This window comes from Paraburkholderia caffeinilytica (assembly GCF_046030355.1).
In the GTDB taxonomy this organism is placed as follows: domain Bacteria; phylum Pseudomonadota; class Gammaproteobacteria; order Burkholderiales; family Burkholderiaceae; genus Paraburkholderia; species Paraburkholderia caffeinilytica_B.
The window spans coordinates 23,678-37,550 of sequence record NZ_JAQQCQ010000030.1 but is presented as its reverse complement, the minus strand read 5'-3'; the positions used below and the strand labels follow the sequence as shown (position 1 = coordinate 37,550).

Annotated in this window: 14 protein-coding genes; 4 read left to right on the top strand and 10 right to left on the bottom strand. The window is 57.0% G+C overall.

All coding sequences use genetic code 11. The annotated features are described in order from the left end of the window. Positions 1–466 precede the first annotated feature (466 nt). The 3 genes from PQQ95_RS32045 to PQQ95_RS32035 all read left to right on the top strand — a co-directional run bounded on the left by PQQ95_RS32045 (position 467) and on the right by PQQ95_RS32035 (position 4,716). Positions 467–2,275, top strand: coding sequence for an alkaline phosphatase family protein (locus PQQ95_RS32045; RefSeq protein ID WP_408445146.1), 1,809 nt, complete (start codon positions 467–469; stop codon positions 2,273–2,275). A gap of 202 nt (positions 2,276–2,477) precedes the next feature. Beyond that, a complete protein-coding gene (locus PQQ95_RS32040; RefSeq protein ID WP_408445144.1) occupies positions 2,478–3,926 on the top strand; it encodes a cytochrome-c peroxidase in 1,449 nt (482 codons plus the stop codon). Between the two features lie 97 nt (positions 3,927–4,023). Beyond that, positions 4,024–4,716 (top strand): HAD family hydrolase, encoded by a 693-nt coding sequence (locus tag PQQ95_RS32035; protein ID WP_408445142.1) that lies wholly within the window; start codon positions 4,024–4,026, stop codon positions 4,714–4,716. Between the two features lie 23 nt (positions 4,717–4,739). On the opposite strand, the gene PQQ95_RS32030 is transcribed toward PQQ95_RS32035, so the two are convergent. Continuing rightward, entirely contained in the window at positions 4,740–5,132 is a 393-nt protein-coding gene (locus PQQ95_RS32030) for a carboxymuconolactone decarboxylase family protein (RefSeq protein WP_115777533.1), read from the bottom strand. Positions 5,133–5,446: 314 nt separating this feature from the next. On the opposite strand from PQQ95_RS32030, the gene PQQ95_RS32025 reads away from it, so the two are divergent. After that, positions 5,447–5,695 (top strand): hypothetical protein, encoded by a 249-nt coding sequence (locus PQQ95_RS32025; protein WP_408445140.1) that lies wholly within the window; start codon positions 5,447–5,449, stop codon positions 5,693–5,695. 203 nt (positions 5,696–5,898) lie between these two features. Here PQQ95_RS32025 and PQQ95_RS32020 read toward each other — a convergent pair whose 3' ends face one another. The 9 genes from PQQ95_RS32020 to PQQ95_RS31980 form a co-directional block, all read right to left on the bottom strand. Continuing rightward, complete coding sequence (locus PQQ95_RS32020; protein WP_408445138.1) at positions 5,899–6,087, bottom strand: hypothetical protein; 189 nt, start codon at positions 6,085–6,087, stop codon at positions 5,899–5,901. 397 nt (positions 6,088–6,484) lie between these two features. Then, positions 6,485–7,546 (bottom strand): WaaS/CpsH family glycosyltransferase, encoded by a 1,062-nt coding sequence (locus tag PQQ95_RS32015; RefSeq protein WP_408445135.1) that lies wholly within the window; start codon positions 7,544–7,546, stop codon positions 6,485–6,487. Then, positions 7,521–7,904 (bottom strand): serine O-acetyltransferase, encoded by a 384-nt coding sequence (locus tag PQQ95_RS32010; protein WP_408445133.1) that lies wholly within the window; start codon positions 7,902–7,904, stop codon positions 7,521–7,523. Before PQQ95_RS32010 ends, PQQ95_RS32015 begins: the two co-directional genes overlap by 26 nt. 299 nt (positions 7,905–8,203) lie before the next feature. Further along, positions 8,204–9,307 (bottom strand): acyltransferase family protein, encoded by a 1,104-nt coding sequence (locus PQQ95_RS32005; protein ID WP_408445130.1) that lies wholly within the window; start codon positions 9,305–9,307, stop codon positions 8,204–8,206. A gap of 139 nt (positions 9,308–9,446) precedes the next feature. After that, positions 9,447–10,469, bottom strand: a complete 1,023-nt coding sequence (locus tag PQQ95_RS32000) for a glycosyltransferase family 4 protein (RefSeq protein ID WP_408445127.1) — start codon at positions 10,467–10,469, stop codon at positions 9,447–9,449. A gap of 27 nt (positions 10,470–10,496) precedes the next feature. Next, the gene (locus PQQ95_RS31995) at positions 10,497–11,735 is read right to left on the bottom strand and encodes a hypothetical protein (protein ID WP_408445125.1); all 1,239 of its coding nucleotides are present in this window, start codon (positions 11,733–11,735) and stop codon (positions 10,497–10,499) included. Beyond that, on the bottom strand, positions 11,732–12,667 hold the full coding sequence (locus tag PQQ95_RS31990; RefSeq protein ID WP_408445122.1) for a glycosyltransferase family 2 protein: 936 nt from the start codon (positions 12,665–12,667) through the stop codon (positions 11,732–11,734). The genes PQQ95_RS31995 and PQQ95_RS31990 overlap by 4 nt, the downstream gene beginning before the upstream one ends. Next, complete coding sequence (locus tag PQQ95_RS31985) at positions 12,660–13,268, bottom strand: acyltransferase (protein ID WP_408445119.1); 609 nt, start codon at positions 13,266–13,268, stop codon at positions 12,660–12,662. Before PQQ95_RS31985 ends, PQQ95_RS31990 begins: the two co-directional genes overlap by 8 nt. Then, entirely contained in the window at positions 13,265–13,840 is a 576-nt protein-coding gene (locus PQQ95_RS31980) for an acyltransferase (protein WP_408445116.1), read from the bottom strand. Before PQQ95_RS31980 ends, PQQ95_RS31985 begins: the two co-directional genes overlap by 4 nt. Between the last annotated feature and the right edge of the window lie 33 nt (positions 13,841–13,873).

Below are 13,873 nucleotides of genomic sequence, written 5' to 3'. Positions count from 1 at the left end.
AACGTTCAGGCCCGATGACCACGGTGCTTGCGGCAGCGCATGTGGCCGCTGCCGCGAGCACCGAAGTTGGAAGACGGACCGGTTTGCCCGATGTCATGTCGGTTTCTCACAAAAGGACTGAAGCCAGAAGCGGCTGCGTTTCTTCTTGAACGCAGGAGCCCGAAAAATCCGTCGCTTTGATTTTCATTGAAAGAAATGCGCGGAAGCATGCGAGTCGTGACAGCCACAACAGCCCTCACTTTATGGCCATACGAAAGAAGAACGACAGCAATTGTTATTTAAATGAATGGCGACCGATAGGTAACGTAATGTTCGCGCCCTCAAACCTTAATCAGCGGATGCTTCAATGCGCCCTGTTTCTAGCGGTAAGACACCTCAGCTGTATTTCTAACAATATCCCCAGCGAACATCCACACGTGTATTACTGGAAACGCTGAACGGCGAAGTCGAATCTGGAGCCAGTCACATGTTCCGTAGAACCCTCTTACCCATTCCGTTTGCCGCGATGCTTGCGCTCGCTGCATGCGGCAACAATAGCGTGACCTCACCGGCGTCGGCGCCGGCTACCGCGTCGACACCCGCATCGTCACCGGCCGTGGCCGTGTCGGCGCAGGATGCCGTCACGACAGCCACGCCGATCAAGCACGTGGTGGTGATCTTCGGCGAGAACGTTTCGTTCGACCACTACTTCGCAACCTATCCGCAGGCCAGCAACCCGGTCGGCGAGCCGCAATTCACGGCAGCCGCAGGCACGCCGCCGGTCAACAACCTCAGCACCAACAACCTGATCACCGCGAACCCGAACGCGCTGTCGACCTCGCCGAACACGGCAGGCCGCACGGTCGGCACGGTAACGATCGCGGGCCTCGGCCTGCCGGCCGCCGACCTGCTGCCGTTCCGTCTCGATCGTTCGCAGGCCAATACGTCGAGCCAGAACCACGCGTACGCCGCGGAACAGCTTGCCTATAACAACGGCGCGATGGACTCGTTCCCGCTGTTCACGGCGGCCGGTTCGACGATTGCCGGCAGCACCGGCGCGTTCGCCACGAAGGGCCAGGTACTGGGTTACTTCGACGGCAATACGGTCACGGCGATGTGGAACTACGCGCAGAACTTCGCGATGAACCAGAACGCCTACACGGATACGTACGGTCCGTCGACGCCTGGCGCGCTCGAAGTGGTCTCGGGCCAGAACAACGGCGTCGTGGTGACGGGCGGAACCTCGGCCAACGCGATTCCGGATTCGACCGGCGGCTTCACGATGATCGGCGACCTGGATCCCACGGGTGATGCATGCACGATCGCGGCAGGCAGCTCGCCGACGGGGCAAATGTCGTCGAACAACAAGAACATCGGCGACCTGCTCAACGCGAAGGGTCTGACGTGGGGCGGCTTCATGGGCGGCTTCAATCTGGGCACCACGAATGCCAACGGCACGACCGGCTGCGCACGCTCGACATTCTCGCAAGTGCTGAACGCGACCAAGGCCGACTACGTGCAGCATCACGCATGGTTCCAGTACTACCCGACCACGGCTAACCTGGCGCATACGCGTCCGACGTCGACGGCACTGATCGGCGCGACCGATCCGCTCGACAACACCGCAACGCCGGTTCACCACCAGTACGACACCGACGACTTCTTCGCCGCAGTGAAGGCGGGCAACTATCCGTCGGTGAGCTTCCTGAAAGCGCCGGCAGTCAGCGACGGCCACCCGGGCAACTCGGACCCGATCGACGAGCAGGCATTCGTCACGAAGGTGATCAACTTCCTGCAGCAACAGCCTGACTGGAAGAACACCGCTGTGATCATCGCCTACGACGATTCGGACGGTTGGTACGATCACCGCTACAAGGCGCCGACGAGCTCGTCGTTCGATTCGACCACGACGCAGTCCGCCGGCGGCGCGACGGTGGCCGGCAGCGACAACCTGAGCGGCACCGGTGCGTGTACGGCAACGGGCGCGGTTCAACCGCAGGGCGTGAATGGTGGCGCAGTGAACGGCCGTTGCGGCCCGGGTACGCGCACGCCGTTTATCGTGGTGTCGCCGTGGGCGAAGGTCAACTTCGTCGACGATACGCCGATCACCCAGGCGTCCGTGGTCAAGTTCATCGAGGACAACTGGCTCGGCGGTCAACGCCTTGGCAACGGTTCGTTCGATGCATCAGCGGGCAGCATCATGAACATGTTCAACTTCTCGGGCTCGGGCAACAATCCGACGGTGTATCTGGATCAGAACCTGGGCATCAAGCTGTCGGCACCGCCGGCGAGCTGAGCCAGAAGCGTGCGGACTGCCCTTCCGGTGCGGCTGCCGTCACGTCATGCACGCGCGCGGCTCGTGCGTGACGACATGAAGCGCAGCACGAGGAAAAGCAGTAAACACATCAAGCTGTAGTTGGGCGTCGAGCCAGTGCAAACGTGCTGGCTCGATTTTGCTTTTTTGATCGCACCTGATCGAATTACTTGTCACTACCGCCATGAATCATCCTTCAGACGCCCTGCTGCCCCCGCATCTGCCTGCCGGCGGTGAGCCGGGTCCCGTCATTACCCGTCGCTCGTGGCTCAGGCTGCTCGCGTGGAGCGTAGCCGGCATCGTGCTCGCGCTCGTCGTGGTTTGCGCGTATGCGCTCGTCTACCCGGAACGGATGCCGCCCGCAGTGGGATCGATCGTCGAGGAAATTACCGGCGCGAATCCTGATCCGGTTCATTTGATGCGCCCGCAAGACGCGCCGCTGAGCGCGGTTGCGCTGCTCGGCAAACAGATTTTCTTCGACCAGACGTTGTCGGCATCGGGCACGCAGTCGTGTGCGTCGTGCCACTCGGCACAGCATTCGTATGCGCCCGATAACGCGTTCCCGGTTCAACTCGGCGGCGCGCACATGAATCAGGCCGGCTATCGGCCACCGCCTTCGCTGGCGTATCTGTACCGCCAGGCGCCGTTCAGCATCGGGCCGGACCAGGGCGATACCGACGTGCCCGTCGATATGACACAACTGGCATCACAAGCCGCAGGCGTGCAGCGCGCACAGAAGACAGCGCTTGCCGCACCCGCCGCGCCGGCGATGGTGCCGCAAGGCGGTCTGTTCTGGGACGGACGCGCCGATACGTTGCAAATCCAGGCGATCGGTCCGTTAATGAATCCGGTGGAGATGGCCAATGCGACGGAGGCAGATGTCGCGCACAAGCTGCTGCAAACGAAGTACGTGGACCAGTTCAAACAGATCTTCGGGCCGGGCATCGTCAATAATCCGAGTCTGTTGATTTCGGAAGCCATGTTCGCAGTGGGACGGTATCAGACCGAGGATCAGTCGTTTCATGCTTTTACCAGCAAGTACGATTACTGGCTCGAAGGTAAAGCGCGGCTGACCCACGCTGAACTGCATGGCTTGCAATTGTTCAACGATAAGGACAAGGCTAATTGTGCGGGTTGCCATTTGAGTCAGCCGAGCAAGGATGGCTTGCCGCCGGTGTTTACCGATACGCAGTACGAGGCGCTTGGCGTGCCGCGCAATCCGGCCATTCCGGCCAACAAGGATCCGAAGTTCTTCGATATGGGTGTGTGCGGTCCGTTCCGTGACGACATGACGAAGGAGACGCAGTATTGCGGGATGTTCCTGACGCCGACCCTGCGCAATGTTGCCGAGCGCAAGGTGTTCTTCCATAACGGCGTTTATCACGACCTCAAACAGGTCATGGACTTCTACAACCTGCGCAATACGGCACCTGAGAAGATCTATCCGCGCGATGCTTCAGGCAAGGTGCAGAAGTACAACGATCTGCCGGCTCAGTATCACGCCAATGTCGACGTCGCCGATGCGCCGTTCGATCGCAAGTTCGGCGATCAGCCGGCCATGACGGATGAGGATATTCAGGACATCATTGCGTTCATGAAAACGCTGAGTGACGGGTATAAAGCCGGTTCCTGATCGTTTAAGGGAAACGCTCGCATAGTCTTTGCGCGGCGTCGCGCGAGCCGGTGAGGTATCCTTGCCGGTTCCGCGACCACTTTCCGTACCCTGCCCGATGGCCGACTTCCCTTTCGACGCCGTACTCTTCGACTGCGACGGCGTGCTCGTCGACTCCGAACCCATCACCAACCGCGTGCTGACCGACATGCTCGGCGAGCTGGGCTGGCAATTGAGCATCGAAGAGACAATGCGCATTTTTGTCGGCAAGGCCGTCAAGGATGAAGCCGCCCTCATCGAAGCGCGCACCGGCTTCGCGATTACGACGGATTGGCTCATGCAGTTTCGTGCGCGCCGCAATGAGGCGCTCGATCGCGAGCTGGTAGCGATTGACGGTGCGGCGTCGGCAGTGCGCGCGCTTTACGCGGCACTCGATGGACGCATTGCGGTCGCGTCGGGCGCCGATCGCATCAAAGTGGAATTGCAACTGACCAAGGCCGGCATTCTCGACTGCTTCGAAGGACGCATCTCCAGCGGTCATGAAACACCGCGCAACAAGCCGTATCCCGATGTCTATCTCGCCGCGGCCGCGAGTCTGGGCGTAGAACCGCAACGCTGCGCTGTGGTCGACGATACCGTCACGGGCGTGACGGCAGGCGTGGCCGCTGGCGCCACCGTGTTCGGCTATTGCCCGAAAGAGCTGAGCCACAGCAGCGCCACGGCCTTGCATGGCGCGGGCGCGGTTCATGTATTCCGGAACATGGCCGATTTGCCCGCGCTGCTTGCCGGATGGCGCGGCATGCAGCACTGAAGGCATGCGCCCGTTAGTCGGCGTTACTCGAAGGCGGGATCGATCGGTACGCGGTATCCCACTGCGAGGCGGTTGGTTTCGTTCGCCATCCCGACTACCGCCAGCAACTCGCCGAACATTTCATCGGTCATACCTGCGCGGCGCGCCGCAGCTGTATGGCTCGCGACGCAGTAACCGCAGTTGTTCGTCACGCTCACGGCGACGTACAGCAATTCCTTGATCAGCGGATCGAGCGCGCCCGGCGCCATCACGTCCTTCAGACTGTCCCACGTACGCGCGAGCGTAGGCGGATGCTGGGCGATGTATTTCCAGAAGTTGTTGACGTCGTCGACCTGGCGGGTCTGCTTGATGTCGTCATAGACGGCTTTGACTTCGGGCGAAGCTGCGGAATATTCGACGGCTTTAAGCTGACTCATACATCCTCCTTGGCTTGCTAACGGAAATCGGCAATATCAGCGATTCGTGCGTGCGTGGTGCGGGGTTGCCTATTGTGTATTGTGCCCAGAATTCCGCTGGATCGAGCAAATGCGGCGCGGCGAGCGTCGCTGTTGGCAGCGTGCCGACATCGTAGCGTCGCGAGTTGGGCTGCCTCCATCACCTTTCGCTCGCCGGATCGGCAGATGGGGACGGCATGCCGCTTTGCCGTGGATGGCATGGTGTGTGCAATGAAAACCAATGAGCGCGGCGATGTCCGGGCTCGCTGTCAATTCAACCTTGCCGGAGATCCACCATGAAAGCGCTCGTTCTCAAAGATTTGCCTCGCGTCGATGAACTCGACCGCTCGGCCTCGCAATCGGTACGCGGCGGTGTTGCCTGCCTCACTCGGGAAGCACCGCCTGTTTGCGCTGGCGGGATGATGCCGCCTGTTGTCGTTCGGCGCGGCTGGGAGTGTCCGCCGCTTCATTGGGGTTGTGGGCCTGTCCATGTCCCCTATGGCAAGCCGCCTTGCCACTCGGAACCGGTGGTGGTGCCGCTTTAGGCGACGCGGGAGACTGCGTGAAAGTAGGCGGGTCAGCATGGCGGCCCGTTTACTTTCGTCGCCCGCCTTTCACGCACGAAATCGCCGCCCGATTTCGACATTTTGCCGATGTCCAGCGTGAGGTAGTGGCCGTGCATCCAGAAGTTCGTCAGAACTGGTGACGCTCGACCTCCGGACATAGCCCTGTTATACCTCAATGAATTTTACTTTTTTTTCCGTAACGTATCGACGATGGCGACAATTGCCAACGCCACAATGGCAATGACGAAAGCTACACCAATCAGGTCCATAATCATAAGCTGACCTCGTGCGCTATCCTTATCCCACTTGAACTCCAAGGGTGACCACTCAAAAACCTGCTCCCAGCAAGAACTTATGAGCGAACCGATCATTCGTGGCTCGTCAATTGGCGAACCGCCCGGCCTCTCCCCTATTCACAACTGCACATGGGTGGTGTGCAGGGTCCCGCCCGCAGCACCGCCGGTTCAAAGGTAGCTGAGCAAAGCCACGCCCAGATGTTGTTCCTTCGACTGTCGGATGATACACGCCCAGCCGTGGCCGCCCCGGATCCACCGCCGTATCGCTCGCGGTCGGCATAAGCGCGGCTGCGCGTGCTGAACGCGCGAAGCGTATCAGATCAGGTGAAGTCAAGTCGAGTCGAGTGTCGCAGCGGCGCACTGGCGGCGTCGATCCGGAGGGCCTCGGATCGCACGAACCGGTTTGAAGCTGAATTAGCCGTGCCTTATAAATAACAAGGCGTTGCTGTTTTAAAGTACGGTCAGATATGCCTCATGCGCAGGCTGTCAACTGAGTTCGCAGCGGATCCGACACTTCCGTACCTTTGTTCGCAAACAGATGCTTGCCCACGACGGCCTCAACAAAGCCGCTGATGCTGTACTTCGAACGAATTGCTGGCGCAATCTCCCGGTAAGGCTGTTCGAGAAACGCCGCACTTACGGCTGGGTTCCGTCTGTCTACGATTGCGATGTTGTTGGGGTCGTAGAAGTCATACGCCTTAATTTCGACATTTGTCGTGATGAGCTTGCGGCGCGCACCAAGTACCTCCAGAGTACGCATGGTCAAACCGCGCTGCGCGGAATGCTGAACGTCGATGACAGTTTGTGACTCCCCTACGATACGCTTGACCTCCTGCTGTGCCATTTTTTTAAATGAGAAATCGCTCGGTTTCGTCTTTGCCAGATTTTTGTCCGTCAATCGACGCGTACCATATAGCAATGGCGATTGCAGATAGAAGAACGTATAAAAACGCTTCTCCGGACATGCAGCTTTCAGCGATTGCACCACACGAAACCGGTCTTCGTGGCCTGTGCCAATGAAACACATGTCATAAGCCGGCGTGGGGTTGGCTTCGATAGCCGCATATTGTGGAGAGAAGAACAAGGGTTGGAAGCCAATGCCGAATTGCCTTGCGTCCTGCGGATCGAATGTGAACACGCTATCGAAGTACGACAGGTTATCGAGCAACGCCGGCTTGTTTCTGAATGAATCCCACAGATACCAGACAACCGGCGTGCCTGGAAATTCGCGCTTGATCCATTTCAGTAGCGCCGGCGATATGGCCTCACCTTGGACGATCCAGATAGCGTCGTAAGACTGGCGTCCGAATTCAGCTACCCTGGATTTATAGAATCTATCCGCATAAGGCAGAACGACATTTCGATTCAGACGAATCATTGCCTTGCCCACGCTCGAGTTGAAAGGGCGGTCGGGCAGACAGTCGACTTCCACGTCACGATCCCGCAGGCATTGAGCCAGAAGCTGATCGTAACCAAAGTACAACGGGGCAATCAGGAGAACCGTACTTTTAGTTTTCATTTTCGATTGATGCATTTCGCTGTCTGACTATCTTCGCCGGAACGCCAGCACACACGGTGTCGCTGGGTACATCCTTCACCACTACACTATTGGCGCCCACAATTACCCTACAACCAATCTCAATTGAACCCAATATCTTTGCCCCGGCGCCCAAAGTTACCTCATCGCCGATTACCGGACGAAGATCGGGGTTGAAATGCATGTCAAGTTCGCTGGCGCCCACTGTCACTTGCTGGAATATCGTCGCATTCGCGCCGATCGATCTCGCGCCAATCACTGTTCCTCGCGTATGGGGGAAGAACAGACCCGGTCCTATCCTGATTTGGGGAGCAACCTCAAGGCCTAGCAGAACGAAATTCAGCAAAGAAAACAACTGCGCGCTCCTCCGCCATCCGCTTGAGTGAGCGGCATGCGAAAAGCGAAACAGAGCCACTGGCAAAAATCTCAGTGAGCCGCAGGCACGGATTAATACTAGCCACGAAGCCCCAATACAAGACTTTCCCTGTAAGCCTCGCAGCCTGTTCAAGTCGGCGGTCAGCACGTCTTTCAAATTCACAGCGATATTTCCCTGGTTACCGGCACACGCGCGCATCGGCGCGGACGCGATACCGCGACTTAGGTGCCCGGCGTTTGACGAATTGCCGGGCACTCGTTCGCCTGCCGGCGTAATTCTTAGGCACCCGTGGTGGCTCCGGCTATCGCGCTTGTGCCCGCACGCCGCCTCTTTGCAATCGCAAGCACTCGCAGACGAAGAGGCTCCTCCACAAAACGATGCGTCACGAGGCCAATTGCCACAGCAATGACAACTTCAAAAAGCAAAAACGCCGCGGCATGTTTTTCGACGTTCAAAAAATGCACTCGCCTGATAAACTGGTTTGCACCCATTACAATAAAAAAATGCGTCATATAGATTGAATACGACACCGTCCCAATTGAAACCACCATGCGATTTCCAAATACCACATTCGACACACTGCCGCCGATATAAAGACCGGTCATTGCAATTCCGATTGCGGGCGCCACCAGAATGAGAAAGGCCCCTCCCATTACGATGGAAAATAGTAGCAATGCAATACCAGAAATACTGAGAAAATCACCTGACACCGCTGCAAACTTCTCCCGCTGAAGTGCCTGGTAAGCCGTGTACCCTATCAAAAATTCAGGAATAATCCGCGCCACCCCTGCGGTTGTCACGTTTAACGACTGGTCATTCCAGTGCATAGCGCCATAAAAATATGCGCTCCATAGCACCCCACACAAAAAGGACAGCCTGGACAGGCTCATCTTCCTGAGGCAAAACGCAGCCAACGGGAATACCAGGAAATAAGCAAACCATTCCGCGCTGATTGACCAGGAGGGAACGTTCCAGCTCAGACTGGAAGTTACCCCCCATGCATGCATCAAAAGAAGATTCGCTATTGCCGACCACACTGTGTTTTCGAGCGTATTCTGGAATGCGTATCCCATATACCTCGCGCCAACTACCACAGACAAAATCGTCAGAAACATGACCAGATGCAACGGATAGATTTTCGCGAATCTTTTAACGATAAATTCCCTGTACCATGACAAGGAAAAATTCAGGGGAAGATTTTTGCAATACGCATGCGACAATATAAATCCGCTCAGAACAAAAAATACATCTACCCCGATATATCCACTATCGAGAATCGGACCGCCAATAGCGGACATTCCGTCGCCGAGCCGGAAATGAAACACAACAACCCAAAGCGCGGCAAACGCGCGCACTCCCGTCAGATTATCTAGCTTTTCCACAACCCCGCACTCCGAAATTTTGGGCGTCTTGTACGCCATACATTATCAATGTGCCAAAAGGCAAGCTGCCCGACGCTTTACCAGGATGCTCCCGTAACACACGCTACGTTGCACCACTACAATCCTTGCCAATCAGAACCTATGCCAGCGTTTTATAAAATCGCATATGGTTTTCCGCGGATTTATCCCAGGTAAATATCGCTGCGCGCGCGTATCCCCGTTCGATAAATTCGGCTCTGACGTTTTCGTCGGTGAATCTTCTCATTGCGTCTTCAAACGAATCGACCGAACTCGCCTCCGCCAACAGGCCGGCGTCACCGACCACTTCAGGCAACGACGACGACGCTGAACATATAACCGGACAGCCGGATGCCATCGCTTCCAACGGCGGCAAACCAAAGCCTTCGTATGAGGACGGATACAACAACGCCAAGGCTCCGCCGTACAGGCCTCCGAGTGCAGCTGATGTCACCGTCCCGATTGCCTTAACCGAACTCTCCAGCCGAAGGCTTTGGATCAGCGTCATTTCAGAAGCCGAGAAAGCTGCCCCGGTGCAAATCAACTGAATACCCCGAGCGGCAAATCCTCCGGCAGCGAACGCCCGAAGTGCAACATCGAAATTCTTATAGCCGGTGCGCCCCCCGGCATAGATGAAGTACGGCGACTGCCCGCCGCGCGGCGAAGGCGCGGTGCCCTCAATCGAAGCCGCGCCTGCCGCAGAAAAATTATCACACCCATGGTGTATCACGCAGACAGGTTTCGTTGCTACGTGCCTGCCGTAGTACTCAAGCATGTCGCGTTTCGTGGATTCGGATATGCAAATGATTGCGTCTGCGTTTATCACGGCCCTGCGTCTCTCAAAGAGATTCACGGCCGCTCCGATCCCCCCCACCATTCTTTTCTCGTAGATGAGGTCATGGATGGTCACTACGTTCTGCGTCTGCTTTGAACGCGAAACGCGGAAGTGACTTGAATGAAAGATCCGTGCGGCTGATTTTGGACGCACCAGGCGGGAACGCACAGTTCCCGTCGAAAACACGACCTCTCCGGGCAGCGACGTAGTCACGCGTGCCGTCAGTTCGCGCCAGTAAGTCGACGCGCCGCCAAAGCGCTGAATGTTAAAAATGATGTTGTCAAAATCGATAAGATGTGTTGACAGCATAGTTAAATATATCCTTTGGATTCGTGTTCACGCAGCGTCGGAACATCTCAGCGTCTGCGCTTTCGCGGACTGCCGCATCCAGATCGAGGTCATCAACAAGAGGCCTGCTGGCGAAAAATATCCCTGGCCGCGAATGAACATCTCAAGCAAATACCCTGCGATCATGCTCGCGGAAAAGGTAGCCAGAACGTCCGCATCACGTCGCCCCCGGGCGACCCGCCGGAGGAACACGAGTGCCGTAGCCGCTTTGATCGTGTAGATGACGCCCAGCAGCAGGCCCAGGAGCCCCCCCTCGCTAACGAGTTTGGAGAAGTTAAAACCTCCGTCAAACACGTTCAGGTCGAAGCCGATCAGCGCATAGATCAGTTGGCCGGCAGCGCTATTGGATTCTGTCGTGCCCAGTTGCTGGAATCCGTATCCCAGACCATGTGTTCGTGCCCAGGCTTCACCGATAAATTGCCACCCCTGAACGAACACCAACGCCGAGAGATTCTGGTTTTGATCGGAAAAGTCCAGTCGGTCCAGATAGTAGCCAAGGTCGGCCTTCAGCAACATGGGGATGAGCAGCGCCAGTAACACGAGAACATAACGCAACCTGATGCAGACGGCGGTAGCAATCAGACAGGTGACAATCAGTGTCACGTTTTGAAGCACAACAGCAAAAGCGAAAAACGAACAGATATAGAACAATCGCCTCGTCCCAGCCGACGTCACACAGGCGAAGATCAAAATCGGCGCTAACGTAATGCCCAGTTGCGAAGGTTCGGTAAACGGAAAAACGGACTTGGAATAGTCTCCACCGGCAATCTGCGCCCAGCCGAGGCATCCTAGCAAGCCAATCAACCAGAAGGCGCCCATGCATAGACGGGCGACCTTGAGCAGATCATCTTTGGCCACGGTGGCCAGCAGATCTGCCAAGGCAGCGCTGCCGGCAAGACACAAGCACAGAATGAACAGTGAGCCGAACGCCCTGCCGAAATCAATCGGTGTGAAAACTGCCGCCACTGCAAGATGAGCAAGAATGACTGCGACTGTAATCGCAATCACCTTGCCGGCTTGAGCACGGAAGCGAATCGGCGGATCGAAAATTGAACACACCACGATCGCGACGCAAGCAACCAATGCCGTTCCGAGCGCAGTCGAAGACGCCAGTTTGCCGTAAAAGAGCAATGCCGGGAAAAACAATACCAGTAGCAGCAAGCCGCGTATCGGCACCGTTCTGGGTGCCGGGTGCAAGCAAGACTCGCCGGCCGGCTGCGACTTCATGCCTTTTCCTTGACAACTTCCATCTTGAGGCCTTCGCGCACGCCACGCCATCCGTGCGATGCAAGCGAAGGAGGCAGAAAGAACAGTTTGGGAATGCGCGTGCTCAACGCGTAAGCAAGAGCGAATACCCGCTGAAAACCCACGAGGTTCTTGCGAATGAAATACAGACGGTTTCGATTCACGTAGCGCAGACTGAACGGCGATTGGCCGCCGCCGGTCGAACTACTGACTTTATGCAGCACCACCGATTGCGGTACGTAGTGGATAGCAATTCCCCGTGCAGCCATTCGCCACACGAAATCCGTGTCGTCGTAATAGACAAAATAGGTCTCGTCCATGCGACCCACCTCACCGAACACGCGCGCGTCGAACATCATGAAGCACGTCGGTGCGTACCCTACCTTCCTCGCGATATCGAACTGCCCCAGATCCTTCTGTCCATCGCCGTAATGCGGTGTGCGCATAGTCCATGGATTGACGTGGCCGCCCGCGTACCAGATGAGATCAGATGTGTCGAAGTACATGATCTTCGGCGTTGCGACGCGAGATGAGCCATTTGCAACGGCGTCCTGCAGCGTTCGGATTGTCGTGGGCGAGAACTCGGTATCGTTGTTTGCAAGAAGAATAAGATCGCAGTGATCCTGCAACGCGAGTTCTATACCCTGATTGTTCCCTCGTGCGACTCCAACGTTGGCGTTTTTGAACACCACGGTTGTCTGAATCCCATGCGAGTCGGCAAGTTTTCGGCTGAGTACTGCGCCTGAGTCCGAGGCGCTATTGTCGATGACATACAGATGCATTCTGACGCCCAACTGGCGCGCCATGCTTTCAAAGAAGCCGGGAAGCACATCGTCGCTATTGAATAGCACTGTCACGACACCGATCAGGGGCATCATTGAAGAATTCGGCATCATATTTTCGTTGTCAGGCAAGGTTGTCTGCAGAGAATCGATTCACTTTCGACCATTGCCGTGTAGCGGGATCGTAAATCTTGAGAACACGGGCGGGAGAACCGGCCGCCACACAATAGTCCGGCAAACTATGGCTGACTACTGAGCCGGCGCCGATTACGCAACCACGACCAATCTCGACGTCCGGCAGGATGACGCTATGCGCGCCAATAAAGGTGCCTTGGCCGATCCGTACACTCGTTGCCCGATCCGGTAGCCGCGCCCCTATCTTTTCACCAATATCCGGCGGGTCATGCGGATGGTACGTGTCGACAATCACGCAATAAGGCGTAATCGAAACATCGTCTTCGATAACGACACGCGACTGGCACACTATATGGGCACCTTGTTCGATGTTCACCCGGCTCCCGATGACGAGGCGGGCGTCCCAATTCGCCACAGGATTCCGGACGATCTCGAGACGAGCACCGTCGCGGATGCACACCTTTTCGCCGATAAAAATCGACTTCGGATAGCTTACGAGCAGTGGGGCGAAAAGTACTGAACCTTTCCCCAGATTACCCAGACGCCTGCGCCACCAAAGCAACGACACTACTCGCCAAAAAACAGACTTCGGGCTCATTGTCCTGACTCTCGCGAATTGGAAGTTGCCGACCACGTGCCTGTTTCGAAATTGAACGTGGCTATTTCGCGAGCCGGGCTGCCGGCAACCATGGTGTAGTCCGGCACCGAATGCGTCACCACGCTACGCGCCCCAACCACGCAATGCTTGCCGAGCGTAACGCCCGACAGAAGCACTGCGCCAAAGCCGACAAAGGAGCCATTGCCGATGTCCACGGGTCCTTTGCTTCGCACGCTTTGATCCATGATCAAACCCGCGCGAGGATCAAGTCCATGGTTGACGTCCGAGACATAAACCTGGTCACTGAGCACGCTGCCGGCACCGAGACGAATGTAATTGACGCTGTGAAACTGACAGTCATGCCCCACGTAGCAATCGTCTTCGATAAGGAGCCGCGGCTGAAAGACCTGATCGAGATATCGCTCAATGGGCTGCAGAAGACAGTTGCGGCCCATAACGACACGGTCGCCGATTTCGATGCAATGTCCGCTGGTCCACTGCAGAGGAAATGCAATACGCGTGGAGTCGCCCAACCGCCGCAGCCCTTTCGGACGGCGCATCAGCCAGCGCATTCTCCTGAGCCAGCGCACCAAGGGCCTGCCCTC